The following is a 26,799-nucleotide window of genomic DNA, read 5'->3' as shown; positions in this document are numbered from 1 at the left end:
GCATTTGTCAAGCGAGGCATGTTTTAATATACTTAACACTTGGTTAAGATCTAAAAAAAACATAGGTGGAACTAATTTCTAATCTTATCCATCAACTTGGCGGTGGAATATATAATTTTTTGTCATTTTCCTTAATTATCTCTGTCATAGTATTTGTGCACGAATATGGACATTACATTATTGCCAAAGCATACAAAGTTAAAGTTGAGTCTTTTTCTATAGGCTTCGGTCCAGGAATTTTTGGTTTTTACGATAAGTCTGGAACCAGATGGAAATTAAGTGCTATTCCACTTGGCGGCTATGTTAAAATGCTAGGAGACAACAATGCAGCGAACACCCCAATTGATCAACAAGAATTAACCGAAGAGGAAAAGTCATATTCACTCCATACAAAACCTCGATATCAAAAAGCAGCAATAGTTTTTGCAGGACCATTTGCAAATATGATATTTGCCATTATAGCCCTGACGGTATTTTTTAGTGTAGTAGGTTATTATCACACTCCACCAGTAATTGGAAAGGTGATTGAAGGCAGTGCAGCAAAGCAGGCTGGCCTATTACCAGGTGACACTATTACACAGATTAATGAGTATAAAATAAAATACTTTGAAGATATTTCACGTGTAATGATGTCAAACCCTGAAACGAAAATAGAAATTAAATATAGTAGGAATAATGAGGAGTATAGCACTAGTCTTACCCCATTGACAATTGAAGATAAGGATATTTTTGGCAACATAATAGAAAGAAAAACCATAGGAATTACTTCAGTTAACATAAAGGAGTTAAGGCAGTCATCTTTTTTTGGAGCTGTGAGCTTGTCAGTAAGCGAAACTTATCATACTATGTGCTTAACAATCAAAGCTCTCTTTCAAATTATCGTTGGTAAGAGGAGTGTAAATGAAATAGGTGGACCGATAAAAATCGCAAAATATTCAGGGCAATCAGCTAAAAAAGGATTTATTATGGTTTTATACTTTATGGCAATTATCTCAGCTAATTTAGCTGCGATTAACTTGCTGCCAATTCCATTACTCGATGGTGGACATTTATTTCACTACATTATAGAAGCAGTTATACGTAGAGATTTGAGTTTGAAGTATCAAAAATATGCAGCTACTTTTGGTGCTTCCGTTTTGTTCTTGCTAATGGCAATCGCAATCTCAAATGATATAAGGCATCTTTTTTAAGATAAATATGAGAAAACTATCTTATATACTAATAGTAATTTTTATCTCTTTTCCTATCCTACTTGCCGCTTCAGAAAATAATGAAAAAACACAAATAAAGGATATCAAATGCATTGGCAATGAGCGGGTTGGCGATCAAACAATAAAGTTTTATATCAAATTAGAGCCCGATAGTTATGTAAATGACGACGACATAGATTCGATTATAAAAAGCTTATATAAAACAAAGTTATTTGCTAGTGTTCATGCCTATATCGATAATGAAAAAAAATTGGTAATAAAAGTCCAAGAAAATCCGTTGATTAACAAGGTAATATTAAAAGGTAATAAGCAATTTAAAAGCAAAGAACTACTAAATAATGTTATCCAATCAAAACCTTTAACTATTTTCACTGAGACAAAATTGCAGAGTGATTTAGTGAATTTAGTCACTCTCTACAGACATAATGGTAAGATTGGTGTTAAAGTTGAATATGAGCTGGACAAGCTTGATGGTAATAGGGTTAATTTAATCTTTAAAGTAAAGGAAGGTAAAACCTCTAGAGTTAAGAGTGTAAGATTTATAGGTAATAAAAACTTTTCTGAAAATGAGCTAGAGCGAGCTATAAAAGTGCAAAGTAATGATATATTTAATAAGTTGTTTAGAGCCATTTTTAAAGGTGGAAATCATTATTCGCCACAGTATTTGTTAACTAATGAAGAATTACTCGATCGCTTTTATTCATCCAAGGGGTATATTAATAATAGTATTCAGCCAATTGCCGAAATTGATAATAATAATCAAATAGAGTTAACTTTTTTAATCGATGAAGGACAACAATATTTATTTGGAAGTAACAAAGTTAATGTTGAAGCTGAAATTCAAGATCCAGACTTAAAAGAGAAAGTATTGGAACTGATAACTAAAGAAGACAATAAAGTATTCGATAGGGTTAAAGTGAGCAATGCAGTAGAAAAAATAAACAAGTATTTAAACGAGATAGGATATATATTTGCAAAAGTTAATCCAGAATACACACAGCACGGTAATGTTGTAGATGTAACTTATAGAGTGTTGCCAGGTAAAAAAATTTATATAAATCAGATTACAATCGACGGTAATGATCGTACTTTAGATAAAGTAATTAGAAGCAAGCTCAGTGTAGCAGAAGGTGACGCGTACAATACATCTGAGGTTCAAAAGTCACGTAGAAGACTAATTGGTAGTGATTTCTTCGAAACAGTAAAAATAAATAGTTATGCAATTAATGATAATGCAGTAAATCTTGACTTAAATGTTAAAGAAAAAAATACTACTTCGTTGTATTTAGGAGGAGGTGTATCTTTTCCTGGTGGAGCATTTATAAAAACTGATTTCAAAGACCGTAATCTATTTGGTACTGGAAAAGAGCTCTCCTTCGCCCTTGAGAAAAGTCAATATGTATTTTCTACCAATGTAGAAGTTGTTGAAAATAACTTTAATGATTCTGATACATCACTAGGTGTAGATGTATTTTATGAAAGACAAGATAAACCAAACACTACTTTTGATAGCTGTGACTGGGGAGGGATAGCACAATTATTACATAAAATTATAGAAAACTTAACTAATTCTATTCGTTATTCTTATAAGTATAACCATATACACATGGACAATAAGGGTGGAAAAGATGAAGATATCTCTGAGATAATACGGAGTCAACAAGGTGAATACCAAATTTCATCAGTAGGATATACATTAGCATATAATAAACTGGACAATCTTTATGCTCCAAGAGAGGGGTATTTGTTGCGTTTAAGTCAGGATATCTCTGGGCTTGGAGGAAATATGAATTTCCTAAAATCTGAATTCTTATCTTTTTATACGCATCCTATATTAAGTAAAATTGATGATGATATAATACTGCGTTTTAAAATGGCAGCAGGTTATATTTTTTCCTATACTGATAAAGAGCTAAACATTGGCCAGCGCTTTTTTAAAGGCGGTAATGAGATTAGGGGGTTTGACCTTTCTGGTATTGGGCCAAGAGCAAAAGATAAAAATAAAAGTTCGTTAGGAGGCAAAACTTATTTTAATCTAACACAACAAGTGGATTTTCCACTACCAAAATTATACGATTACGTTGGTATCAAAGGCTCATTATTTGTTGACTATGCAACACTTTTTGGCTTAGATATTAAAAAGGAGTATGAGGGGAAATATCACGATAGTAAGCTCGTGAGAGTTTCACCAGGCTTTGGTTTTTCAATGCCTTCTCCTTTTGGTGGTAGATTTAGGTTAGATTTTGGATTTCCTTTAGCTAAGGAGCCCTATGATATAATACCATCATCAAATATTAAATTTTCTATTGAAGTGGGGATTTAAATGAAATATACACAATTGTTTATATCAGTTATTGCCTTAGTTATTTCCTTATTTGCAGGTTACAAGGTTGTAAAACACCAACCTCAGAGTGTGCTTAACATAAAAGTTGCAATTATTGATAGTGACAAAGTTATCAATGAATCTCTTGCTTTGCACAATATACAACAGCAAATAAAAGAGCAAAACTCTAAGCTGCAGCAGGAGTTCGAAAATGAGCTAGACAAACTTAAGCCTTCCAAAGAAGAACTTGAACTTTTGTCAGAAGAAGCAAAAAAAGAAAGGGCTGAGCAATTTAACAAGCTAGCTTTAAATGCTAGAGATAATTACACTAAAAAAATGTCATACCTGGAAGAAAGTTATAGGGACGCAGTAGATAGTGTTTTTAACAAGATAAAAGAAGTTGCTAAAAAAACAGCAGAAAAAAACAACATAGACTTAGTATTATTTATTTCAAAGAAAAATCAAGTTTTATACTCCATGAATGAAATTGATTTATCAGATGTAGTATTAAAAAATATAAATAAGGAAATACCAGAATTTACTTTGAAAGGAGTTAACTAGGCTTACTCTAAGGTATCATGCAGTTTAATATCAGTGATATTATAAAAATATTACCACACTCTTATCCATTTCTCTTAGTAGATAGAGTGATAGAATGCGATCCAAGTAAAAGTATAAAAGCAATTAAAAATGTGACTTTCAATGAGCCGTTTTTTATTGGCCACTTTCCCAATCATCCAATAATGCCAGGAGTTTTAATAGTTGAATCCTTGGCCCAGGCATCTGCAATATGTATTCTTGGCAAAGGCAGTAAAAGTACGATGGAAAATAAAGTTGTTTACCTTATGTCCATTGAAAATGCAAAATTCAGGAAGCCAGTTACCCCAGGAGATACATTGATTCTCCAAGCTGACTTTAAAAATGCACGCTTAAGCGTTTGTAAATTTGAGTGTTTCGCATATGTTGGCGAGGAAAAAGTTGCAGAAGCAACAATTTTAGCTATGCTGCAAAACATATAAAATTTTTATCTGTGAAAAACAGTATATGTGCTGTATAATATAGTAATGCTGCTGAATTTTAATGCCTCATTTTCGAATTTATACACTCGCAATGGATTAATAAAATTAGACGAGGCATTTTTAGATTATATCAAATCATGCGATGAAGATTTATTTTGCTCATTGATTGAAGCGAGAGAAGAAACAACCCCTTCTTCAGCATCATTTCAGTATTGGACATCAGAATCTAGAAAAAAAGAACCAGTGTCAAGCAAAAACACAGCTTCTTCTTCGGTGTCATTCCAGTGCGCGACACTAGAATCCAGGAAACACCCAATGTCAGCTAGTCAAATGACAGATAGCCAGTTGATTATAGATCTTGCGTATTTACTCGATGGGTTTATTGCAAAACTTTTCAATGTTGAAAAAGAAATAGAAGAGTTAAAGAAAAAGCACAACGACTTTGCTGTAATATACAAATGTAAAAGGTTATTTGTTCAGCGCTACGCATTGAAGAAATATGCCGATACAGAGAATATAGATATTGATTATGTTACCAGTGAACTAAATTGCTTTCTTACTTTACCAACAACAGAAAAAATTTTTGCCGAGCAGGTGATGCACTGGTTTGAAGACAGAGAAAACCATAAAGATGAAATAGAACTTGCAGCACAATATGCAGCGTGGAGAGTGAAAAATAAACGAAGTATACTCTTTAACATTCACAGAAAAATTGATCACGAAAATCTGATATCATTTTCTAAAAAAGAAGTGGATAAAGTTGAAGTGCTGTATTCAAACAAAATAAAAAGACGATATGGCTTTGATCTAACAAGTGAAAAGGTAAGTTTAGATAAAGCATTAGATAATGCTCACTATTGCATATTCTGTCATAAACAAAATAAGGATAGCTGTTCAAAAGGGTTATTGGAAACTTCGTTGTCATTCCAGCATATGACACTGAAATCCAAAAAAAAAGAAGAGTGGATCCCGGTATCAAGCACCGGGATGACAGGGAAATGCACTCAGATGTCAGAGGGATGCATAAAAAGTCTATTGAATAACTACAATACCTTTAAAAGATCACCACTCAAGGTTGAACTGCACGGCTGCCCACTGGAACAGAAAATATCAGAAATGAATCTGGTGAAAAGTGAAGGGTACAACATAGCAAGCCTTGCAATTGCGATGATAGATAATCCGCTATGTGCAGCTACCGGATATAAAATATGCAATGACTGCATGAATTCATGCATATATCAAAAACAAGAACCCGTGAATGTGCCAATGGTTGAAACAAGAATTTTGGATGATGTGCTCAGTTTGCCGTATGGATTTGAAATATATTCTCTACTTAGCCGCTGGAACCCCTTAAACTTTCAGCAGCCATTGCCAAAAGAAAATACTGGAAAAAACGTCTTAGTTGTTGGGCTCGGTCCTGCAGGTTTTAACTTAGCTCATCATTTATTAAATGATGGACACAATGTTATCGCTATTGATGGATTAAAAATAGAGCCTTTGAACGATGATCTCCAGCCAATTAAAGATTTTAAACATGAAAAATTGAGTGAACGTATAGCTGACGGGTTTGGTGGAGTAGCAGAATACGGCATTACCTCTCGGTGGGATAAAAATTACTTAAAGATCATTAGATTATTACTGGAAAGACGTGAGAATTTTGCAATCTATGGAGGTATTCGCTTCTGTGGCACAGTAACCGTTGATGATGCGTTCAATTTGGGTTTTAATCACATAGCCCTAGCACTTGGTTCTGGCAAACCAAGAATGATAAAAATAAAGAATATACTAGCTCGTGGAGTGCGTATGGCTTCCGATTTTCTGATGTCATTACAACTCACTGGTGCTCTCAAACTTGATTCCTTAGCAAACCTGCAAGTCCGTATGCCGATAGTTATCATAGGTGCGGGACTCACCGCAATTGACACTGCAACCGAAGCTTTAGCGTACTATCCAATTCAAGCAGAAAAATTTCTTCTTCGTTACGAAGTATTGGTTGATAAATATGGAAAAGACTATGTTGAAAAAGACTGGACAGAAGAAGAACGCGAAATTGCGGACGAGTTTATATCACACGCACAGCTGATCTGCAAAGAGAAAGAATTAGCGAAAAAAGAGAATAGAGAAGCAAAAATATTGGAGCTAATGCAGAGCTTAGGGGGAGTGAAAGTTGTATACAGAAAAGAGCTAAAAGATTCGCCAAGTTATCGATTAAATAGCGAAGAGGTGCAAAATGCATTGTCAGAAGGAATCTACTTCATCGAAAACTCAGAGCCAGTTGAAATTATGACGGATAAATATAGCCATATTGAGTCAATAAAACTGATCGACACAAAATCTCATGAAATTAAGTATATAAAAGCACGCTCTATCCTCATAGCAGCAGGCACTGAGCCAAACACGGTTATTGCAACAGAAGATAAAAAGCACTTTAAATTAAGCAATGGATATTTCACCCACCTAAACTCACTAGGAGAGGAAATAGATCCAATACTCTCTCCTAAAATGCAAAACAAAGATAGAATATTAGTGTATAAACAAGGTGGTAGAACAATTAGTTTTTTTGGCGACCTTCACCCTTCGTATAGTGGCAGCGTCGTGAAAGCTATGGCAAGCGCCAAGAACGGTTACCCTATTATTTCCCAGCTTTTGAGTGGAGCTAACACCGCTACTGTCATTCCAATATCTTCTCCTATTACCTCAGTACTTAATACTGGAATCTCAGCGTCACATACGCAACTATATGAATGTTATAATATAAGGGTAACTTTCATCACAAAGGATGTCATCTCAGTGCCCAGACACACAGCCATACAAACATTATGGCTTAAAAGCAACCTCCACCAGAAAGGGTATCATTCCAGTTCTTCTTTCTTGTCACCCCAGTGCGTGACACTGGGGTTCAGCAAAATCGGTTATAAACAAACGCAATATGCAACATTTTCGGCGAAATTAACAAAGAATTGGACCCCAGTGTTACGTACTGGAATGACACTAAGTCACCGAACTAATGAAGAATTCTTTAACAGGATTAAAGAACAATTTACTGCGAAAGTAGTAAAAGTCCAATATTTAACAGATAAAGTTGTGGAAGTAGTAATTAAAGCACCACTTGCTGCAAAAAACTTTCAACCTGGACAATTCTTTAGGTTACAAAATTTCGAAACCAATAGTAGAAAAATCAATAATACAACTTTTGCTATGGAAGGTATAGCTGTAACCGGCACTGAAGTAAACAAAAAAAAAGGACTTATTTCCACTATTGTGCTGGAAACCGGAGGCTCTACTAATTTATGCAGATACTTAAGAGAAGGTGAGCAAATCATTCTTATGGGTCCAACTGGTAGGCCTACTGAGGTTTATTAAGTTTATTCTAGATTAATTATACTATAATATATATTATTTATAATAAATCTACACTATAATAGCTCTTTTTATTAAGGTAGTATTATTACATATCATTTAACATTTACATTTCCAAAGGAACAATATTCTATAAATAAGAGCAGTAATGAGTTTTCAGCAAAAGATAAAGAAGGCAATAGATTTATCATTACCACAGATAGTGATTAAAAAAGAAAATTCTCTTTTTGTAAAGACGACAGCAGTGAATGCAAGTTTACACAACACTATGTAGTTAAAGATTCAAAAATATGTAACAAGCTTTCTGATATTGACAGTGCTGACTACGTAAATATCATAGTGGAAGATTATGGTGAAAAATATCTCTACAATGAATATTAACGTAGACTAAATAAGTTTAATATTAATTACACACTAGTGGATGATTATAAAAATAAGACACAGGAAGATATTGATATACAGTACAGTTCCTTACAGGGTCTACAATTTAATCTTCATTATACAACTATCTGTTACTTAAGAGCTTACTGATTTCAGCACCTGTTACTCAAATGTACTACTCTCCTGTCACTACACACTTGATACTGGAGTCTATAACTAATGTGGGCTAAGTTCATAATTGTACGAACATTGTAATTTTGCTCCACCGAGAGGGTATCAAGGCTGGCATAATACCATTTGTTGTGCGGATTACCTTAACAAAAGCAAATTTGGGTTCATAGTTATAACTAGCCTTTAGCTAAAAATGTTTAAGAAATTTATAACCGTTCACGGAGATAAGGGATTTACAAAGTGATTGTAAAAGTGTAAAGACATGAGAAGCTAAGTATAGAGTGGGTATGATAACAGGGCTGCAGAAAAGATTGTGGCGTACAAATCAAAAAACGCTAATCTCAAAGAAGAAATAAAGGCTCTGATTATAGAAAATGATGGCTTAAAAGCAAAAATAATTGAGCTAGAAGATAAACTGGGTCTGAACTCAAAAAGTTCATCTCTACCACCATCGCAAGATATATATCGCAAAAAAACAAAAAAGAAAAGTGATAAAAAACCAGGAGGTCAGCCAGGGCATAAGGTATATAAGTGAGATTTGATGGTAGCAAATATAGTAGTAGACTATACAATTTTATCAGGTTTGTGTGTGTGGAAATAAGGTTGTTTTAGAAGATGAAATTGTCCATTAAAAGGTAGAATTACCAGAAATCAAACCAATCGTAACTGAGTACAGGTTGCAAAGAAACTATTACAGAGCTTGTGATAGGAAGGGTTCAGCTAGTTTAACCATGGGGGTTTCAAGAGGTCCTCTAGGGTTCAATGCTAAAACAACAATTAGCAGCCTAAGTGGCTTTTTTATTAACTCGAAAAGAAAAGTACAACAAATTTTAAGCAGTATATTTAACCTCAATATAAGTCTTAGTTTAGTATCAAAGACTGAGCACAGAGTATCAAAAGATGCGCATCTGAATATGAGAAAATGAAGGAAGAATTGAAAGAAACCTGCATATAGATGAAACATAGCACAGAAATCAAGGAGAAAGAGGCTGGGTTGGGTAATAACAACAAAGCGCTCTGACACTTCTAAAGATGACCGAGTCTCGTGGCAAGAAGGTGTTGCAAAGTTTACTGCCAGAATACAATGGCATAGTTGTAAGCAACAATACGCTGCGTACAATTATTTTAGTTTGAAAATAGATAGATATGTTGGACACATTTGACAAGAGATTTTCAAAGATTTGCGTATAGTAAAAATATTGAAGTGAGCAAAATTGGCCAGGCGCTCAAGTCACTCAATAACAGAGTATTTGTGGTACAAAAGCAAAAAAATAAAATTTGGTAGATGATTTACGATTTTATCAACTAATGTAAAAATTTTGAAAAAGGGTAGAACATCTTTTTAGCTGCTTTTAACCCGTAACTAACCTTAGCTTAAATATTTAAGAAATTTACTAAGCAGAAAAAAAGTAAAAAGACCAGTAGTAGCTAGTCACTAACTCTTTAATTTTAAAAACTTGATGTTGGATGATGTCTAAAAAGCTTTTTAATTTAGAAATCTTACAGTATATATAGTGCAAAAATTAAACAACAGTACACCAAATGTAAAATCTTCTTGTCATTTAATCTGCACAAATTAGAAGTTATATAAAATAGCCCTATTACCATAATTAAGAGAGCTGGCAAAGTGTGTTAAGTAAATTTTTCGTTCCTATATCAGCTACTTGAATCCTAGTCTATCAAACCCAATGTTCGTACAGTTGTGAGTCACGCACTGGAATGACACTGTCAAACTGCTGCTATTTCACCATCCTTTTCTGTATCTGCTATGCTAAAATATATATTATTAATAACTTCATGCTATAATAATTATTTTAATATAGGCAACACAGAAAACAGCAAGGATTTTATGTTAGCCATAAAAAATTAATGCTAAATTTTATTTCAAAAAGTAAATAATCTACTAACACTCCTGCACAAATTTAAAACGAATTGTACACGAGTGTAGCACTACAAATCGAGGATGCTATATTAAAGCTTACCTCACTATTAAAGCTATCGGTCAGGTTAGATTACAAACCTAATCTGACCGTTCTCCTATAACCCCTTAACCCTGATATAATTATATGATAATTAGTTTAATTAGTAGTTAAGAGTAACTACAAGCAAATTGATTTTGCTTATACATTAAGGTAGTATAAACTACATTAGTTTAAATCATCGTGCAACTTTACAAATCTTCACTGTTATTTCTGCTGACTATATTAATGGTTATAGTTCTAAAACTACCTGAAGTCACAGTAAATTGGTCTTATCCAGTTCTAAATTTTGATTTATCCTTTCGCATCATACTAATATCTTTTTTATCAGTTGCATTTTTAATTGTCTTACCAGCAAAAAATTTTAGCTTTTCAGAAATGCTATCTTTTTTTGCCTACACTATTAGTTCACTATGTGCAATATTATCTAAGCAGATAATATCGGTTATAATATTCTGTGAATTAATGGCCATCAGCGCATCTTTTATTATTGCAGCCGGCTGCAAAGATAATGGACCTGCAATAAGATACGCTTGCGTACACTTTTTTGTCGGGATTATACTAACAGCAGGGTTAGCGATTCAAAATCCTAATTTAATAATCATGGGTTTATTAATAATTTGTGCTTGTTTTCCTTTTTCATTCTGGGTTGTTGACGCATACCCTGCTGCGTCATTGCACGGTGCATCATACCTTTCCCTATTTACTACTAAGATTTCTTTTTTAATAGCACTTTTACATACCTACAACCTTTGGCAAGATCACGCTGAAATATTAGCATTCTTGGGTACTATCACTGCAATTTATGGTATTATATTTACTTCCCTTGAACAAAATATCCGTAGATTTTTAGCCTACAACGTCGTAGGACAAATGGGCATACTAATTATGACAGGGAGTCTGCTTAGCCATTCAAAAAATGCCATACCACTACTTATACTTAACATAATTTTCTCCATTGTCTATCAATTATTGCTCACCGCTGTTGCTAACTCGATTATCTTGCGGACAAAAGCAGTAAATTTTAATAGAGTGGGTAAATTCATGTCAGCGGAAGGAATATATGCTTTGATCGCAATACTAACAATGGCTGCATTTCCAGGAACTGCTGGATTTATCAGCAAATCATACATTGCAGTCGAAATTAAAATGAATGGTACTAACTTAGAATTGTATAAAAACTTACACAAGATTTTGAATTTATCACTTTATTTAAGTGTGGGGCTCAAGTTTCTTTATTATATATTTATTACCAAAAGCAGGTCCAAACTTTTAGCAGAGAAGGGGGGAGGAGTAGCTATGATTATTTTAGCATCTATATGCGTGATCGCTGGCAATCCTTACCTGCCTATTTACAACAAGCCCTCGATTTTTAACCTTGCGTATAACACAAAAAACATCTGGTCACAACTTAATTTACTACTATGTGTTACTTTGCTATTTATTCCTTTACGTAAGTTATTTTTGCCAAGAATAAATCTTAAAATGGATATCGATTGGATTTTTAGAGCTCTCATACCCTATGTTGTTTCACTGTTCAATAAATTAATTTTCAAAATGAGGAAAATATCTGCTGGTGCACTGCAAAACTTGACTAATTCACTCACTAATTTATACTTTAATAATGCTAATAAACTTAAAGAAGCGCTAAGTTATGATTCAGTGAGTTTTATTTCAGCTTCTTCTCTTTTTTTGATGAGTATTTTGTTAGTGCTGCTATGTTTAAATCATTAACCGAAAGTTTAAATTCTGTATTTAATAAGCTCAAGGGAAAGTCTATCATTTCTGAAGATGACTTCAACCTTGCTATACGTGAAATACGCATAGCTTTAATTGAAGCTGATGTTTCTCTTGAAGTCGCAAAAAAATTTATCAACGACATTAAAGATAAAGTAATAGGAGAAAAAGTCATAAAAAGCGTTTCTCCCGCACAAATGATAATCAAAGTCGTGCAGGATAATTTAATTACAATTCTTGGACTGGAGAAAAGTGATCTAAATCTAGGAGCCAACCCTCCTGCTGTAATCATGATGGTAGGCTTGCAAGGTGCAGGTAAAACAACCACCTCAGGAAAGCTTGCTTTAAAGCTAAAAAAACAAAAGAAAAAAGTGATGCTTGCCTCTTTGGACATTTACAGGCCTGCTGCCCAGAAACAACTTGAAGTGCTTGGAAAACAAATAGACATACAAACTTTATCTACAGTAACGGATGAGAAGCCTACTGCAATTACAAAAAGGGCACTGGCGGCAGCAAAAAACGATAATTATGATGTGCTGATACTAGATACCGCGGGTAGACTTCACATAGACGACAATATGATGAATGAGTTGAAAACTGTGAAGAAAATAGCTTCACCTGCAGAAGTTATTTTAGTAGCCGATGCGATGATTGGCCAGGATGCAGTAAACATAGCCAAATCATTTAACGAAACAATAGGTGTAACCGGTATTATTCTCACCCGTGTTGATGGTGACGCACGTGGCGGCGCTGCCCTTTCTATGAAAATGGTAACTAACTGCCCAATTAAGTTCATTGCCTGTGGTGAAAAGCTAAGCGACCTTGATGATTTTTACCCCGATAGAATTGCAAAAAGGATACTCGATATGGGTGATGTTATCTCATTGGTTGAAAGAGCTGCCGAAATCGTTGGTCAGGAAGAATTTGACAAACTACAAAAGAAAGTAAAAAAAGGCAGACTTGACTTAAATGACTTGGTAAGAATGCTAAAAACGCTAAAAAAAATGGACGGTATCAGCAATATAATGAAATTCATTCCAAGCTCATTTACAAAAAAGCTAAGTAGCGGAGTGCCCGATGATAGTAAAGTGAAAAAATATATAGCTATCATAAATTCGATGACTGAAAAAGAAAGGCAAGATCCGAATATTTTAAATGGCAAGAGGAGGCTTAGAATCGCGAAGGGCTCTGGTACAAGAGTACCAGATGTCAATCTTTTAATTAAGCAATATGATCAAATGAGCGCAATGGTTAATAAATTCAGCAAAGTTGACCATAGCAAATTCAAAGAATCTGACTTAATGGATATGTTAAGCAGGAAGTAGAACAGCTTTTTTTTTGGTGTTAATGAGTATGCAACAAAGCCATTGGTGCTTGAATTGTCCTCTTGTACCCACTCACTTAGAACTTAGACTCTCTATTGTAGAAAGTGGCTTCTTTCTTACCTTCTAATTAACTTTTTCTTTTACCTCTTCTATGTTGTTAATAATGGCCATAATTGCAGGTAGAAATTTCTCCATAAGCTCCTTAAGTACTGCCATATTATTCTTCTCATGAGTACTGTAACCCTTTTTTACAAGTCTGTCCATAATATTCTCTTCTTCCTTTGGAAAATCAATGTTCCATCCTTTATTAACTCTTTTATAGCCGACTGTTGTCCCTTGTTTTGAAGCATTTCTATTACCTTTGCCTTATTTCGAGCATTCTTTACCTCACCTTCTTTCTCTGACTTACCAGTATCTATAAATAGATTTAGACAACTTCCTATATAACCTACCGAAATTATTCTCTCTTGCTCGAACTTCAGGTAATTGATTGATAAAATCTTTAAGTAAATTTTTCATCGCTTTCCCTACTTCAATCACCCATTCCTTTATTTTTTCACAGCTTTTCTTATCCTTATCCCTGTATAATCCGCTCTAACAGCTACAAGCATCATTAATGTGGCAAACATAATAAGTGGAGAAAACGTCACTTTCACAATACCACCCCAGCAGAAGCCATTGCAATTTTTTCATTTGCAGATGCTGATTTAAAATAGTTAAGATTACCTAACGGGCCTTTATTACTATTTATAATATTACTTATCGTCTCATGTTCAACAGATTTTAGAATACCCTCTATTACCTCTAAGTGGCTTTTCAAAAGTTGGATTTTATAAGTGCTCCTTCAATCAATTTTATAAACAATTCTTTATTCACTTCCTTTTGCAAACCTTGGCAATCAATTGCTAAACCCAAACCATTAAAATCCATCTTTCCAACTTGTTCTGATAGAGCTTCAAATAAACTGCTTTTTTCCCCTGTGAGGATTGCGCAATTATTTTTACTACACTCGAAACAGTTTCTTCTAATTTATCTTACTCTAATAGAGGTTCTTCTCCCTTTTTAGGCGCCATACCAAACTCCATCAATTATAAGTATGTCTAATTATACATATTAATTGTATTATAACTAATACAAAATAATTAATATAATTACCCCTTTCCAAACATAGAATTTGTATTACAATACCTAAATTATATGAAATCAAGGTACTCTATGGGTGAAAAAAAATTAAAAGCTGCTGTGGTTTTATCAGGATGCGGTCATCTTGATGGTGCAGAAGTGAGAGAAGTGGTTTTAAGTCTGCTTGTACTTGATCAGCAGGAAGTGGAGGTCAAATGCTTTGCACCTGATATCAATATTACACAAGTTGTGAACCATAAAACAACAGAAGCAGTAAAAGAAAAAAGAAATGTACTCGTGGAAGCAGCAAGAGTTGCAAGAAGCGAAATATGTGACCTAAAAGAAGCCAAAGCCGAAGATTTTGACATGTTAGTTGTACCTGGTGGATATGGAGTTGCAAAAAATCTATCTGACTTAGCTGAAGATAAAGAAGTGGTAACAGTAATACCCGAATTTGAGAGATTAGTTTCAGAATTTTTTGCTACAAAAAAACCAATAGGAGCTATATGTATATCTCCAGCAATAATTGTTTCTATTTTAAGTAGTAAAACAAGTAAAGGAGAAAGTAAGATTAAGGTTACTATAGGAGATGACAGAGAAAAGTTGATAGAAAAGCTAGGTGGTGAGCACATAAAATGTGACACAGGGTTATCAATAGAAGACGAAGAACATAATGTGTTTTCCTGTTCTGCTTATATGCGTAGAGACGAAAGTACATATTCTGTATATCAAGGAATAAAACACATGATTGACAGCATGGTGAAAAAAACTAATAAAAGGATTTAAGTAGCCATTAGCAATTTTATCTTTCACACAATTAACTGTTGAACTTTGTATTTTGAGATGTATTATGGTTACATATACTTAAAAAGTATATATACTTCTTCAAGTGGTAAATATTAAGGGTATTTTGTATGTCAAGTGATTTATGGAATTTTTTTACAGAAGTTCCAAGTGAAGGCTATATAGTTGAGAGTTCATATTGCACAGACAGTGGGTGTAGTAATTATATAGGAAATATTGACCTAAGCAATATTCGGGAATTTAATCTGGTTTCTCCGGATAGAAAGATAACAAAGAAATTTGAGGCTAACATAATTGACTTTTTTGAACCAAGAGTTCATTTGAGTATGGATGACAGTGGCAAAAAAATTAATTTAGACATCGCCCCTGAAAATTGCAGTGCAACAAAAGATGGGTTTCTTTGTATTGATAAAAATGAACAAGATTATAAACTTAAAATTTTAATAAAGAAATCATAATTCTTGCATCTCAGGTGTAACATTTAAGTATAGGTGCTATTTTATTTATAATATTCTTAGCTATAGGTGTAGTGATTATTCCTCAGGTGTGGTGTATGACCTGAGGTTCATTAATAACAATTAGCACTATATATCTGGGTTAACTGTAGTTAGCACTCCTATAAATGATGTTATGTTTGCATTCTTGTTGTATTTATCGTTTACAACTTTTTCTGCTGATACAGTTTTATCTCCTATCAAATACGCTTTTATGCTTGTTCTCCTACCTATCCTATTTGTTACTGCTGCACATAATAATTTTCTTACTTCTCAGTAAGCGCTTCTTGCAATAATCTGCTCTCCTATACTTCCTTTATTTAACATCAAAGTTGCATTGTGAAATATCCCACTGCTGATTAATGCGGCTGCAGTCTATACAAGATGGATCTGGGTTACATCTTTCCATAACCGCAAGATGCCGTTATTAAAGTGCTTTCACTCTATTTATACGGGGTTATTGGTGTAGATTTCTCTAGTATTTCATTTTCAAAGTAGAAAAAAGTTTCATAGTTTTAAAGTATTCTACTTGCTTCTCAGTACCTAACTCGGCTGCAACTTTTGCTGCACTAATGTTGTATAATTTCACAAATATATCTTGGTAATTTTTTTGACTTCAGATTTATGAAAATCCTAAATTTTACACTTTCCAATTGTGATTGGCTTTGATACGTCATACAAATCACTAGTTTTTACAACGTTTGCATCAAGCGTTGCAGCTATTGTAAAAAATTTTAACACTGATCCCATCTCATACACTCCAAGACTAACGAGACTAAACTCTTATACTTCTTTTTCGCTTTATTTTGCAGATCGGAATCAAAATCAGGCAAGCTGACCACTGAAATGATCTTGCTTATTTTTCACATTTAAAACAAGTCCTACTCCACCAAGTACCTGACATCCATTTACAGCCTTAGTTAGTTCTTCATGTACTATACCTTGCACTCATGTATCTAAGGATAGTTGAACATATTCACCAGGTGTCATTCGAGTAGCGTGAGGCTGGATTCCAGTCTTATTTATGTATACCTCAACTCCAGCAATGCCCTTGCCATCTATATCAGTGTAGCCAAGCACATGTGAAAACAAATTATTGTGTGGATATACACATCTTACATTGTCGCAAAAATTTACTTCCGGCACACCGGCACTTTTGACCGCTAGCACCCTTTTGAAATTAAATGCCGTTTTATCCAAGTAAGTTTCTTTTTTAAGTGAGTATTTTACACAGGTTTTCGTACTCAAGGTCATTAAAAATAGAACGCAGTTGTGCTACTATACCTTCCAGATTTTTCACTTTGGTTGGATCTATATATAGTGATGTTGTGGCACATTTGTTGCTATTACCACTCCATTCCTATCTAAAATATTAGGTTGCCTGTATGCCTTAGTACCCTTTTTTAAATCCTCTACAGCACTAAACTGACCAAAAATTAAAGAGAATATATGAAAATTAATTATTATATAAAATATAAATAATGGTACTATAAAGTACAGTGAGCAGAGCCTATTTTTAAGCAATGTTTGCATACTTACTCGATTTAAAAAAATGGAAATCATTTTAGCTGAACCGCGTGGTTTTTGTGCAGGAGTCAAAAGAGCTGTAGATATATTAGCCATCACTTTAAAAAAATATCGAAACAAACGCAAAGTCTATGTGCTGCATGAAATCGTTCATAATAAATATATAGTAGAGGACTTTAAGAGACAAGGCGTGATTTTTGTGAATAGCATCAGGGACATCAAGGACAATAGAGGAATATTGATCTTCAGTGCGCACGGAGTGTCAAAAAATATAGAAGACAAAGCAAAAAGAAAGGGCATTCAAGTGATTGATGCAACATGCCCACTGGTTAGTAAAGTACATAAAGAAGCAAAAAGGTATGAAGATAGTGGTAAAGAATTAATCCTAATTGGACATAAAAACCACCCAGAAGTTAAGGGAATCAGAGGAAGAGTGAATAATCCCATAGTTTTAGTGCAAACCCTACAGAATGTACGCGATTTAAAGGTTAAAAATCCAGATAATTTATCTTATGTTACACAAACCACGTTAAGCACCGATGACACCCGCGAAATCATTACTGCCCTAAAGCTCAGATTTCCAAACATTACAGGCCCCAACTTAAAAGATATATGTTATGCAACACAAAATAGGCAGAATGCTGTCAAAAAATTAACTGAAATTGTAGACATAGTGCTAATTATAGGAAGTAAAAATAGTTCGAACTCAAATCGCTTGTTAGATCTATGCACTGCCAGAGGAAAAAGAGCTTACTTAATCGATAATTACAGCTATATGGACAAAAGTTGGTTGCAGGGCATAGAAAAGATAGGAATTACTGCAGGTGCTTCCGCCCCTGACATATTAGTTGACGAATTAATAAACCATTTGAAAATAAACGTGAATACAAAAGTTTCAGTTATGTCAGATGGAGTCACCGAAAATGTTCAGTTTAAAATACCGCATTTAGTTTAAAGTATATCTTACTTACAAGATTGGTTACAGCCTCGAATAATATAGGCTACCCAAATAGGGAGCTACACACTTAGCTATAGGTATAGACCCCTCTACATGAAGAATTCTATCTATCACAACATTTACTGCTTCTCTTATATCATCACTTGTAATTAACTCCCTTAAATTTCTGCTTTATAGGTATCCTCCCAACTTTTTGGCCGTACCTAATTATAGTAATTGAAAAATGCAAGCTTTCATAAAAGATCGATTGAAGTTTCTGAGCTTCAGTTATATTATTAATATATTTAGATAAAAAAGTTAAAAGTTATTGTGTCAAACAAAATAGGTTTCCTGGCTATTTTTGCCTTAGTGATTAGTAGTCAAATCGGCTCTGGAATTTTCATGCTTCCAATCAGTCTTGCACCATACGGTACTTACAGCCTTATAAGTTGGGCAGTATCAGGGCTCGGTGCTATACTTCTTGCTTTAGTTTTTGCATTGCTCTGTGCGAAATTTCCAGAAACTGGTGGTCCTCATGTTTATGTGAAGCATGCTTTTGGTCCTACAGCAGCTTTTTTTGTTGGCTGGACATATTGGGCGAGTTCGTGGGTTAGTTCAACAGCGGTAATAGTTGCAAGTATTGGCTACCTAGCTCCGCTCTTTCATAATAATATACAAAATATACGCCTATTTTTAGAAATAGCATTAATCTTAGCTATCATGCTAATAAACTTAAGAGGGATAACTACCGTCGGACATGTTGAGCTTCTATTGATGACTGTCAAAATTACCGTGCTGTTTGCAGTACCCATAGCGGCATTACTTCTTTTTGATAGAAATAACTTTGTCGTAAGCGAGGAAATATCAAACCTCACAATATCTCAAGCTTTTGCCCGTTCCACACTTCTTACTTTATGGTGCTTTATTGGACTTGAAATAGTAACAGCATCTGCAGGATCAGTTGAAAATCCAAGCAAAACAATTCCAAGAGCCATAGTATTTGGTACGGTCTTTGTTGCTATCATATACTTCATTAATAGCCTTGCAATTATGGGATTGATTAATGGCAATCACTTAGCTAACTCAAAAGCACCATACGCTGATGTGATAAAAATAATTTTACCTGGCAATTGGTACTTAATCATTTCCATTGTTGCTTTCATTGTTTCTGTAAGTAGTCTAAACGCTTGGTTCTTAGCCGACGGACAAGTTGCTTTAGGCCTTGCAAAAGATAAATTAATGCCGCAATTTTTTGCTAAAAGAAACAAGTATGGTGCCCCCTTTTGTGGAATCATAATCAATACACTGGGAATATTAGCTTTACTCGTTCTAATATCGAGCAAAAATTTTGCCAAGCAAGTAACTTCAATAATTGATGTCTCTGTAGTTTCATTTTTATTCGTCTACTTAACATGTTGTCTTGCTTTCCTCAAGGTCATCATACAGGAAAAAAACTACTATAAATTTCTAATTGGGGGCATGGCTGTACTTTTTTGCTGTTGGATAATATATGAGACTCCTATGAATACCTTGTTAATTGCAAGCTTATTCCCTTTAAGCGGCACACCTACCTATCTACTTTGGTACCGCAAGCCTACAAAGTGACCTTCCTAAAAGCTTAACTTAAAAACATAATTTTTTATTTATTAAAATTCTTGGGAATCAGATTATACTACTGACTTACACTAATAGAATTAAGAGGTATTATGTCAAATAAAATAGGTTTTTTGGCTGTTTTTGCTTTAGTAATCAGTAGTCAAATTGGCTCTGGGATTTTTATGCTGCCGATTAGCCTCGCACCATACAGCACTTATAGCCTCATAAGCTGGGCGATATCAGGATTTGGTGCTGTGTCTCTTGCTTTAGTTTTTGCTACACTATGTGCAAAGTTTCCAGAAACTGGAGGTCCCCACGTTTATGTAAAACATGCTTTTGGCCCTACTGCAGCCTTCTTTGTTGGTTGGACGTATTGGGTAATCTCATGGGTTAGCACAACAGCTTTGATAGTTGTAGGTGTTGGCTACCTTACGCCATTTCTCCATGAGGAGATCAAAAATATACATTTGTTCTTAGAACTGTTATTATTTACAATTATTACATTAATAAACTTAAGAGGAGTAGCGACCGCTGGACGCGTTGAGTTTCTATTGACGGTTATAAAAATTGCCGTATTGCTTGCAATACCTGTAATGGCATTGTTTTTTTTCAATAGAAACAATTTCATCATAAGTAAAGAAATGTCAAGCCTTACAATATCACAGATCCTCGCTCGTTCTACACTCCTGACTTTATGGTGTTTCGTTGGAGTTGAATTGGCAACAGCACCTGCAGGATCAGTCAACAATCCAGCAAAAACTATACCAAGAGCTGTAGTACTTGGAACAATCTGTGTTGCTATCATATATTTTATCAACAACTTTGCAATCATGGGTTTAATAAACGGTAATGACCTAGCAAACTCAAGAGCACCATACGTTGATGCGATAAAAATTATGTTTTCTGGTAACTGGCATTTGATTATTTCTATAGTTGCATTCGTTTTCTGTGTTGGCAGTTTAAACGCCTGGGTCTTATCTAGCGGACAAGTTGCTTTTGGTCTTGCAAAAGATAGACTGATGCCACAACTCTTTGCTAAAAGGAATGAACATGGATCCCCTTTTTGGGGAATAACAACTAGCTCATCTGGAACTGCAATTTTACTAATCCTCACTTCAAATAACAATTTTGCTCAGCAGATTACATCGATTATCGACTTCTCTGTAGTTTCATTTTTATTCGTCTACCTTGCATGCAGTCTTGCTTTTCTAAAGGTTGTTATAAAGGAGAGAAATTATCACAAGCTTTTAACTGGCAGTATAGCAACAACCTTTTGTTGCTGGGTGATACTTGAAACTTCTATAAATACCTTGTTAATTGCAAGCTTATTTACCACGAGTGGTATACCTCTTTATTTATTTTGGTACCGAAGAGCTTCCGCACAATAAATATTATACCAGATGCTCTTGAAATATTTGATATTTATGGACTACGACTTTTTTTGTCATCCACTTGTTCAATATTACTCTTCTTAAGCTTGCTGCTTATTTCTTCTGTATATTTATCATCTATGCGAGACTCATTTCTTATCTTACTAGAGCGATCTATTTGCAATTGTAGCTTTTTATATGTCTCTTTTTCAGATGTGAAAATTTTTGCTAAAAATCTTCCTATCACAGGTATTGATTCCAATAAATCTCTTAGCTTCGAAGACTGTTGTTCCGTTTCTAGAAACCGTGTTTTAACAGTTTTTACAGCATACTTTTTATCATCAAAATTTATATCATATCTTCTTTTTGAGAGAACACTTTGAAACTTTGACCCATTAATTCTCTTAGGTTCTTGAGATGTAGATATTGCAGGTTTCACCTTAGTTTCATCATATTTTTTGCTCATCTCTCACTTTATTATGTAATATTATTAATATTGCATAATAATAACTAAATTACAATTAATTGCAAGGTAAAAATATTAAAATAATTGTAAATTCCTGCCAGTAAAAATATAATATAATTTTGAAGTGAGAATTTTAATTTATATGGGACAAAAAATTGCTGTTGTTGGAGCAACCGGTAGAGTAGGACACGAAGTACTAAGCATACTTGCTGAGTTCCAAGACGAGGGAAAAATTTCGATAGATTCTGTTATTACATTTGCATCAAAAAAATCAAAGGGAAAAAAGGTGAGTTTTGGTAACGAAGAATTAACTGTTTTATGCCTTGAAAATTATGACTTTGCTGATATTGATATAGCCATCTTCTGTGCTGGGTACCATGTTTCGGAAAAGTACGTACCGATTGCAACTGAAGCTGGATGTATCGTAATAGATAACAGCTCTTATTTTAGGATGAAAGAAGGTGTACCACTAATCATTCCAGAAATTAACAAAGAAAAAATCATGGAATACAAAAACCACAACATAATATCCAATCCAAACTGTACTATAATACAGATGCTGTTAGTGCTACATTTATTATACCAAAAAGCAAAAATAAAGAGAATCGTTGCTTCAACTTATCAATCAACCTCTGGTGCAGGCAAAGCAGCAATGGATGAACTCTATAATCAGACAAAAAAAATCTTCACAAATGAAGCCAAAAAGCCTGAAATATTCCCTAAGCAAATAGCATTCAATTGCATTCCTCATATAGGAGAGTTTATGGAAGATGGTTCTACAAAAGAGGAATGGAAAATGCAAGAGGAAACAAAAAAAATCCTAGAGGCAGATATAAAAGTTACTGCAACTTGTGTAAGGGTGCCCGTTTTTATTGGTCATGCTATAGCAGTAAATGTAGAGTTTTACCAGCACATAACTGAAGAACAAGCTCGTGAAATGCTAAGTGAAGTTGAAGATACCGGAATTTTAGTGTATGATAGGCGAAAAGACGGCAAATATATAACCCAAATTGATGTCGTACAGGAGAATGCAGTATACGTATCACGTATTAGAAAAGACAATACTGTTGAACATGGATTAAATATGTGGATAGTGGCTGATAATCTACGCAAAGGTGCGGCACTGAATATAGTACAAATTTTGGAGATCTTGACGAGGGAGCATTTATCAATCAAGTGCATATAGAGTACACGTGCGCTGTAGTTCGAAGAAAATTTGCATACCAATGGTGTCATTCAAGTGAAACGAAAAAAATACTTGACAAATTCTGCCAGACCCCTCACCACAGAGCTGAAGGTATTCAGTTATCCCTAGTCTGTGCAGATTAAATGACGAAGTATCATGTAGTTGACATCTTATGTTTAATTCTTTATACCATGTGTACTTTATGTCTTCACAACATTTCTATGTTCTACCTATATAAGCTGAAACGTGCTTATAAAGACAATATAGTATGCCAATTTGCAGGATTAGAGAGTAAACACTATCTAACATAGGGTTTCTTTTGCCTTTTTTCTCCTTGGTAAATTTCTTAAATATTTATAATAAAGGTTAGTTGCAATTTATGAAGCCAATAAATGGTGCTATTATCAGTTTGCTCATAAGCAAACTTTTCTGGATGCCAGTGATTCTTGTGTTTAAGGCAAAACTGGCTATGAAACTTAATGCACCGTTTTCGAAAACAAACGTTTGTGTAATCGTGAGAGGTATAGCATGCTAACTTAAATCTATATTAACATGCCCCATTTTACGCCTACCTCTAACCTCTTTTTTTCCATATATAGTCAAATTGGCTCTTTTGTCACTCAAATACTTGTAAGTATTATATACATCATTACCTATTATGTTTTTCGTCATACAAGGAAAGCGCAACACCACTTCTTGCATAGGTAACTTACATATTACCCTAATCAGTTGCTCGAATTGACTAACATTACATGCATCCAAGCTCCAGTGGCAAGAATTGTGAGGTCTTGGAGCTAGTTCATTGACTAGCAGTTCACTATTTTTAGTAATGAAAAACTCAATAGCTAGAATTCCCACTACATCAAGTGCATCTGCTATTTTCTCCGCGGTTTGTTGTATCTCTTGAACTAATTTGCTATCTACTTTAGCTGGCACTATTGAAGTATCAAGTATTCCATCGACATGGTGATTTTCTGCCACAGGAAAAAAAGCTACTTTACCATTTTTATCCCTTGTAACAACAATTGAAACCTCTTTTAGTAAGTCAACACTTGCCTCGAGAATGTACTGTGCATTCCAATCAAAGGAAGCAAATCGCTCTACTTGAGAATCATTCCCAATCATATATTGTCCCTTCCCATCGTAACCCATTTCTGTTGTTTTTAGCCTTGTTGGATAGCCAAAAGCTCTAGTGACTTCTAATAGATCGTTATGATCTTGTATACTTTTATAATCAGCGGTTCTTATACCTAAATTTCTAATAAAATCTTTCTCTCTAAGCCTATTTTGTGAAATGTGTAATGCTCTTTTACCTGGATAAAAATCTACATATTGTGACATAATATCAATTGCGTCACATGGAATATTTTCAGATTCAATAGTAACTAAACTCACACTCTGTGCAAAAGATTCAAGCGCCTTCTTATCAGAAAAATCTGCTATTGTTAAATTATTAGCAACAGAGCAAGCAGGATCATCTTTAGCATTAGCGAAAATATGTGTTTCTTGCCCAAGCTTTGTCGCAGCAATAGCGGTCATTTTACCTAATTGTCCACTACCCACTATTCCTATCACTCTTTTACAAAGTATGTCTGATTTGCTCATATAATTGATAAACAATTCTTAATCAGAATACTACAATATGCTTGAAGAATCTACGAAAACAGTGTATAATTAAAGTATTACTTTTCTATCATGAATACTCTGTCATGACTTTAGAATATACACTTACTACTAACTCTGTTGAAGTTACAGTTTTGCCAGTCTATATTGAGGAGCAATCTATTCCTTATGAAAATTGCTATGTATGGATGTACAATGTCAAGATAAAAAATAAAAGCCTATCAACTATTCAATTGCTGAGCCGCCATTGGCAAATAATAGACTACAAAGGAAAGATAAATGAAATTGTTGGGGCTGGTGTTATTGGAGAGCAGCCTGTGATAAAACCTGGAGAGGTATTTAAATACACAAGCGGAACATACTTGAATGCACCGTCAGGAATAATGCAAGGTAAGTACGAATTTCTAAATGAAGAAAACACAAAAGTTTTCGAGGTCACAATACCGTCTTTTTCTTTAGATAGCCCATACACAAACATTAGGCCACATTAAACCAACTGATTGCCATCATAAATCTATTTTTTATTTTCATCATCAAGCTTAAATAAGATTATTGTAGAGATTAAGCCAGTTATAACTATCATTAACGAAAATGGGGCAGCTTCTCTATAACGTTCATCGCTTACAAGTTCATATATTCTAGTTGATATAGTTTCAAAATTAAATGGCCTGATAATGAGTGTTGCTGTAAGCTCTTTAATAGTATCCATAAATACAAGCAAAAATCCTGATAATATACTTTTCTTTATGAGAGGAATATGAATATTCAGACACGTGGAAATGGGTCCATGGCCCATAGTATATGCGATCCACTCAATTTCATTAGGTGTTTTTTTAAGCCCTGATTCTATTGCTTTGAAAGATATGGCAAAAAAACGAAATAAATATGAGTAAATCAAAGCACCAACAGTTCCTACCAAGCTTATTTCTGTAAAGTATTGAGTAATAAAAGAAGATATCTTGCTTAAAAATATTATTATACTAATAGCAATAACTGCATTTGGAATCGCATAGCCTAAAGAAATTAGACGCGCTATATTGTTGATCACCTTATTCTTACGTGCCGTACATCCTATCATTATTGCAATACTAACTGAGATCATTGCAGTGATAAACGATAAGCCAATGCTATTTGCTATTATGTTATAGAATCTTGCTCCGTATATGAAAAATCCCTTCTCTATGCTCCAATATATGAGTGGAATAATCGGCAAAGCAAAACCTACTAATATCGGCAATATACACATAGCATAAGCGAAAACTAATGGTATAGCACCACTTATACTCCGTTTGTTATGATAATCTGAATTAGTATTAATGGCAGAGTAGGATATTTCCTTTTTTTGTAGAATTTTCTCGACAGCTATCAGTGCTGTAATGAAGACCAATTCTGCAACTGCTAAAACAGCAGCTGAATATTTATCATGCAGTAAAAACCAGGTGCGATATATTCCTGTGGTAAAGGTGTCAATCGCAAGAAATTGTGGTGTACCAAAATCTGTAATTACCTCCATTAACACCAAGGATATCCCAGCTATAATTGACGGACGTATAGAGGGAATAACGACAGAAAATAAGCTCTGTAAAGAAGAGAACCCAAGTGTTGATGCAACAGTAACTGAGTTGCTAACATTCTTTAGATTTGAGCGGACTAATATGTAAACGTATGTATATAAACTGAATCCCATCACTAATATTCCACCGCCTAGAGACTTTATCTCAGGAAACCAATAATCACCTTTACCCCAGTGAAAAATTTCTCTTAATAAACTTTGTGTTGGACCTGAAAATTCTAATGAGTTGACGTAAACAAACGATATTATATATCCGGGAATTGATATTGGAAAAAATAAAGCAACCTCAAAAATTCTACTCCCAGGGAATGAAAAAAATGTGGTGAGCCAAGCTGGAATCACTCCAAATATAAAAGATATACTTCCAACCCCTATCATCAAAATTAACGTATTAAGTATATATTCAGGAAAAAGTGTGCTGATTACCCACTCAGAATTTGTCGATTCTGTAAATAGAATCGACACTAATGATAGTATAGGGCAGACAAATAATATACTTACTAGAAATAAGAATATACTTTTAAATACTTTTAAAAACATTAAATTAAATCCATATTTAATATTAAAATGTTATATATAAAAGCTGAAGATATCC

General features: G+C 34.1%; 23 protein-coding genes. 16 read left to right on the top strand and 7 right to left on the bottom strand.

The window, feature by feature from the left end:
- The first annotated feature begins 65 nt into the window (after window positions 1–65).
- From rseP to ffh, 9 genes are all read left to right on the top strand, one after another.
- Entirely contained in the window at window positions 66–1,190 is a 1,125-nt protein-coding gene (rseP, locus tag WBM_RS00330) for an RIP metalloprotease RseP (protein ID WP_011256257.1), read from the top strand.
- Between the two features lie 7 nt (window positions 1,191–1,197).
- Window positions 1,198–3,534, top strand: coding sequence for an outer membrane protein assembly factor BamA (gene bamA / locus WBM_RS00325; RefSeq protein ID WP_011256256.1), 2,337 nt, complete (start codon window positions 1,198–1,200; stop codon window positions 3,532–3,534).
- Complete coding sequence (locus WBM_RS00320; RefSeq protein WP_011256255.1) at window positions 3,535–4,095, top strand: OmpH family outer membrane protein; 561 nt, start codon at window positions 3,535–3,537, stop codon at window positions 4,093–4,095.
- Between the two features lie 17 nt (window positions 4,096–4,112).
- Window positions 4,113–4,553, top strand: coding sequence for a 3-hydroxyacyl-ACP dehydratase FabZ (gene fabZ, locus WBM_RS00315; RefSeq protein ID WP_011256254.1), 441 nt, complete (start codon window positions 4,113–4,115; stop codon window positions 4,551–4,553).
- Between the two features lie 45 nt (window positions 4,554–4,598).
- Entirely contained in the window at window positions 4,599–7,916 is a 3,318-nt protein-coding gene (locus WBM_RS00310) for an FAD-dependent oxidoreductase (protein WP_011256253.1), read from the top strand.
- 145 nt (window positions 7,917–8,061) lie between these two features.
- The gene (locus WBM_RS06700) at window positions 8,062–8,187 is read left to right on the top strand and encodes a hypothetical protein (protein WP_255324092.1); all 126 of its coding nucleotides are present in this window, start codon (window positions 8,062–8,064) and stop codon (window positions 8,185–8,187) included.
- Between the two features lie 591 nt (window positions 8,188–8,778).
- On the top strand, window positions 8,779–9,000 hold the full coding sequence (locus WBM_RS05240; RefSeq protein WP_083750408.1) for a DUF6444 domain-containing protein: 222 nt from the start codon (window positions 8,779–8,781) through the stop codon (window positions 8,998–9,000).
- A gap of 1,627 nt (window positions 9,001–10,627) precedes the next feature.
- Window positions 10,628–12,178: a proton-conducting transporter membrane subunit gene (locus WBM_RS00300; RefSeq protein WP_041571351.1), complete on the top strand. Its 1,551-nt coding sequence runs from the start codon at window positions 10,628–10,630 to the stop codon at window positions 12,176–12,178.
- Complete coding sequence (gene ffh / locus WBM_RS00295) at window positions 12,163–13,506, top strand: signal recognition particle protein (RefSeq protein WP_011256251.1); 1,344 nt, start codon at window positions 12,163–12,165, stop codon at window positions 13,504–13,506. The genes WBM_RS00300 and ffh overlap by 16 nt, the downstream gene beginning before the upstream one ends.
- A 123-nt stretch (window positions 13,507–13,629) precedes the next feature.
- Here the strand turns inward: ffh and WBM_RS06040 are convergent, their stop codons facing one another.
- Entirely contained in the window at window positions 13,630–13,770 is a 141-nt protein-coding gene (locus WBM_RS06040) for a hypothetical protein (protein ID WP_225416133.1), read from the bottom strand.
- 388 nt (window positions 13,771–14,158) lie between these two features.
- Window positions 14,159–14,326 carry a hypothetical protein gene (locus tag WBM_RS06035; protein ID WP_225416132.1) on the bottom strand — a complete coding sequence of 56 codons (168 nt, stop codon included), beginning with the start codon at window positions 14,324–14,326 and terminating at the stop codon, window positions 14,159–14,161.
- A 395-nt stretch (window positions 14,327–14,721) separates the two neighbouring features.
- On the opposite strand from WBM_RS06035, the gene elbB reads away from it, so the two are divergent.
- Both elbB and WBM_RS00280 read left to right on the top strand, forming a co-directional pair.
- The gene (elbB, locus tag WBM_RS00285; RefSeq protein WP_011256250.1) at window positions 14,722–15,414 is read left to right on the top strand and encodes an isoprenoid biosynthesis glyoxalase ElbB; all 693 of its coding nucleotides are present in this window, start codon (window positions 14,722–14,724) and stop codon (window positions 15,412–15,414) included.
- Between the two features lie 128 nt (window positions 15,415–15,542).
- Window positions 15,543–15,890, top strand: a complete 348-nt coding sequence (locus tag WBM_RS00280) for a hypothetical protein (RefSeq protein WP_011256249.1) — start codon at window positions 15,543–15,545, stop codon at window positions 15,888–15,890.
- An 861-nt stretch (window positions 15,891–16,751) separates the two neighbouring features.
- On the opposite strand, the gene WBM_RS06695 is transcribed toward WBM_RS00280, so the two are convergent.
- Entirely contained in the window at window positions 16,752–16,874 is a 123-nt protein-coding gene (locus tag WBM_RS06695; RefSeq protein WP_255324091.1) for a hypothetical protein, read from the bottom strand.
- The gene (locus tag WBM_RS06030) at window positions 16,875–17,126 is read right to left on the bottom strand and encodes a hypothetical protein (protein ID WP_225416131.1); all 252 of its coding nucleotides are present in this window, start codon (window positions 17,124–17,126) and stop codon (window positions 16,875–16,877) included.
- A 352-nt stretch (window positions 17,127–17,478) separates the two neighbouring features.
- On the opposite strand from WBM_RS06030, the gene ispH reads away from it, so the two are divergent.
- From ispH to WBM_RS00260, 3 genes are all read left to right on the top strand, one after another.
- Window positions 17,479–18,408: a 4-hydroxy-3-methylbut-2-enyl diphosphate reductase gene (ispH, locus tag WBM_RS00270; protein WP_011256248.1), complete on the top strand. Its 930-nt coding sequence runs from the start codon at window positions 17,479–17,481 to the stop codon at window positions 18,406–18,408.
- A 312-nt stretch (window positions 18,409–18,720) separates the two neighbouring features.
- The gene (locus WBM_RS00265) at window positions 18,721–19,995 is read left to right on the top strand and encodes an APC family permease (protein WP_041571348.1); all 1,275 of its coding nucleotides are present in this window, start codon (window positions 18,721–18,723) and stop codon (window positions 19,993–19,995) included.
- A gap of 101 nt (window positions 19,996–20,096) precedes the next feature.
- Complete coding sequence (locus tag WBM_RS00260; RefSeq protein WP_011256246.1) at window positions 20,097–21,374, top strand: APC family permease; 1,278 nt, start codon at window positions 20,097–20,099, stop codon at window positions 21,372–21,374.
- A 34-nt stretch (window positions 21,375–21,408) separates the two neighbouring features.
- Here the strand turns inward: WBM_RS00260 and WBM_RS00255 are convergent, their stop codons facing one another.
- Window positions 21,409–21,822, bottom strand: a complete 414-nt coding sequence (locus WBM_RS00255) for a hypothetical protein (RefSeq protein WP_011256245.1) — start codon at window positions 21,820–21,822, stop codon at window positions 21,409–21,411.
- A gap of 142 nt (window positions 21,823–21,964) precedes the next feature.
- Here WBM_RS00255 and WBM_RS00250 point away from each other — a divergent pair, with 142 nt between their 5' ends.
- Window positions 21,965–23,008, top strand: a complete 1,044-nt coding sequence (locus WBM_RS00250; protein WP_011256244.1) for an aspartate-semialdehyde dehydrogenase — start codon at window positions 21,965–21,967, stop codon at window positions 23,006–23,008.
- Between the two features lie 531 nt (window positions 23,009–23,539).
- On the opposite strand, the gene WBM_RS00245 is transcribed toward WBM_RS00250, so the two are convergent.
- Window positions 23,540–24,613 carry a 5-(carboxyamino)imidazole ribonucleotide synthase gene (locus tag WBM_RS00245; protein ID WP_011256243.1) on the bottom strand — a complete coding sequence of 358 codons (1,074 nt, stop codon included), beginning with the start codon at window positions 24,611–24,613 and terminating at the stop codon, window positions 23,540–23,542.
- 104 nt (window positions 24,614–24,717) lie between these two features.
- Between WBM_RS00245 and apaG the strand changes: the two genes are divergently transcribed.
- The gene (apaG, locus tag WBM_RS00240; RefSeq protein ID WP_011256242.1) at window positions 24,718–25,122 is read left to right on the top strand and encodes a Co2+/Mg2+ efflux protein ApaG; all 405 of its coding nucleotides are present in this window, start codon (window positions 24,718–24,720) and stop codon (window positions 25,120–25,122) included.
- Window positions 25,123–25,145: 23 nt separating this feature from the next.
- Here the strand turns inward: apaG and WBM_RS00235 are convergent, their stop codons facing one another.
- Window positions 25,146–26,744, bottom strand: a complete 1,599-nt coding sequence (locus WBM_RS00235; RefSeq protein WP_011256241.1) for an ABC transporter permease — start codon at window positions 26,742–26,744, stop codon at window positions 25,146–25,148.
- Window positions 26,745–26,799: the final 55 nt, after the last annotated feature.

It is taken from the genome of Wolbachia endosymbiont strain TRS of Brugia malayi, assembly GCF_000008385.1.
Lineage (GTDB): Bacteria > Pseudomonadota > Alphaproteobacteria > Rickettsiales > Anaplasmataceae > Wolbachia.
Note: the sequence above shows the minus strand (reverse complement) of the source record. Positions and strands in the feature narration are given on the sequence as shown.

Coding starts and splice junctions, on each gene's coding strand:
- WBM_RS00245 (WP_011256243.1), bottom strand. CDS start 24,613: ATGAGCAAATCAGACATACTTTGTAAAAGAGTGATAGGAATAGTGGGT.
- WBM_RS00310 (WP_011256253.1), top strand. CDS start 4,599: ATGCTGCTGAATTTTAATGCCTCATTTTCGAATTTATACACTCGCAAT.
- WBM_RS00280 (WP_011256249.1), top strand. CDS start 15,543: ATGTCAAGTGATTTATGGAATTTTTTTACAGAAGTTCCAAGTGAAGGC.
- elbB (WP_011256250.1), top strand. CDS start 14,722: ATGGGTGAAAAAAAATTAAAAGCTGCTGTGGTTTTATCAGGATGCGGT.
- WBM_RS00250 (WP_011256244.1), top strand. CDS start 21,965: ATGGGACAAAAAATTGCTGTTGTTGGAGCAACCGGTAGAGTAGGACAC.
- bamA (WP_011256256.1), top strand. CDS start 1,198: ATGAGAAAACTATCTTATATACTAATAGTAATTTTTATCTCTTTTCCT.
- apaG (WP_011256242.1), top strand. CDS start 24,718: ATGACTTTAGAATATACACTTACTACTAACTCTGTTGAAGTTACAGTT.
- WBM_RS06040 (WP_225416133.1), bottom strand. CDS start 13,770: ATGGACAGACTTGTAAAAAAGGGTTACAGTACTCATGAGAAGAATAAT.
- WBM_RS00260 (WP_011256246.1), top strand. CDS start 20,097: ATGTCAAATAAAATAGGTTTTTTGGCTGTTTTTGCTTTAGTAATCAGT.
- ispH (WP_011256248.1), top strand. CDS start 17,479: ATGGAAATCATTTTAGCTGAACCGCGTGGTTTTTGTGCAGGAGTCAAA.
- WBM_RS06700 (WP_255324092.1), top strand. CDS start 8,062: ATGAGTTTTCAGCAAAAGATAAAGAAGGCAATAGATTTATCATTACCA.
- WBM_RS00320 (WP_011256255.1), top strand. CDS start 3,535: ATGAAATATACACAATTGTTTATATCAGTTATTGCCTTAGTTATTTCC.
- WBM_RS00255 (WP_011256245.1), bottom strand. CDS start 21,822: ATGAGCAAAAAATATGATGAAACTAAGGTGAAACCTGCAATATCTACA.
- fabZ (WP_011256254.1), top strand. CDS start 4,113: ATGCAGTTTAATATCAGTGATATTATAAAAATATTACCACACTCTTAT.
- WBM_RS00235 (WP_011256241.1), bottom strand. CDS start 26,744: ATGTTTTTAAAAGTATTTAAAAGTATATTCTTATTTCTAGTAAGTATA.
- ffh (WP_011256251.1), top strand. CDS start 12,163: ATGTTTAAATCATTAACCGAAAGTTTAAATTCTGTATTTAATAAGCTC.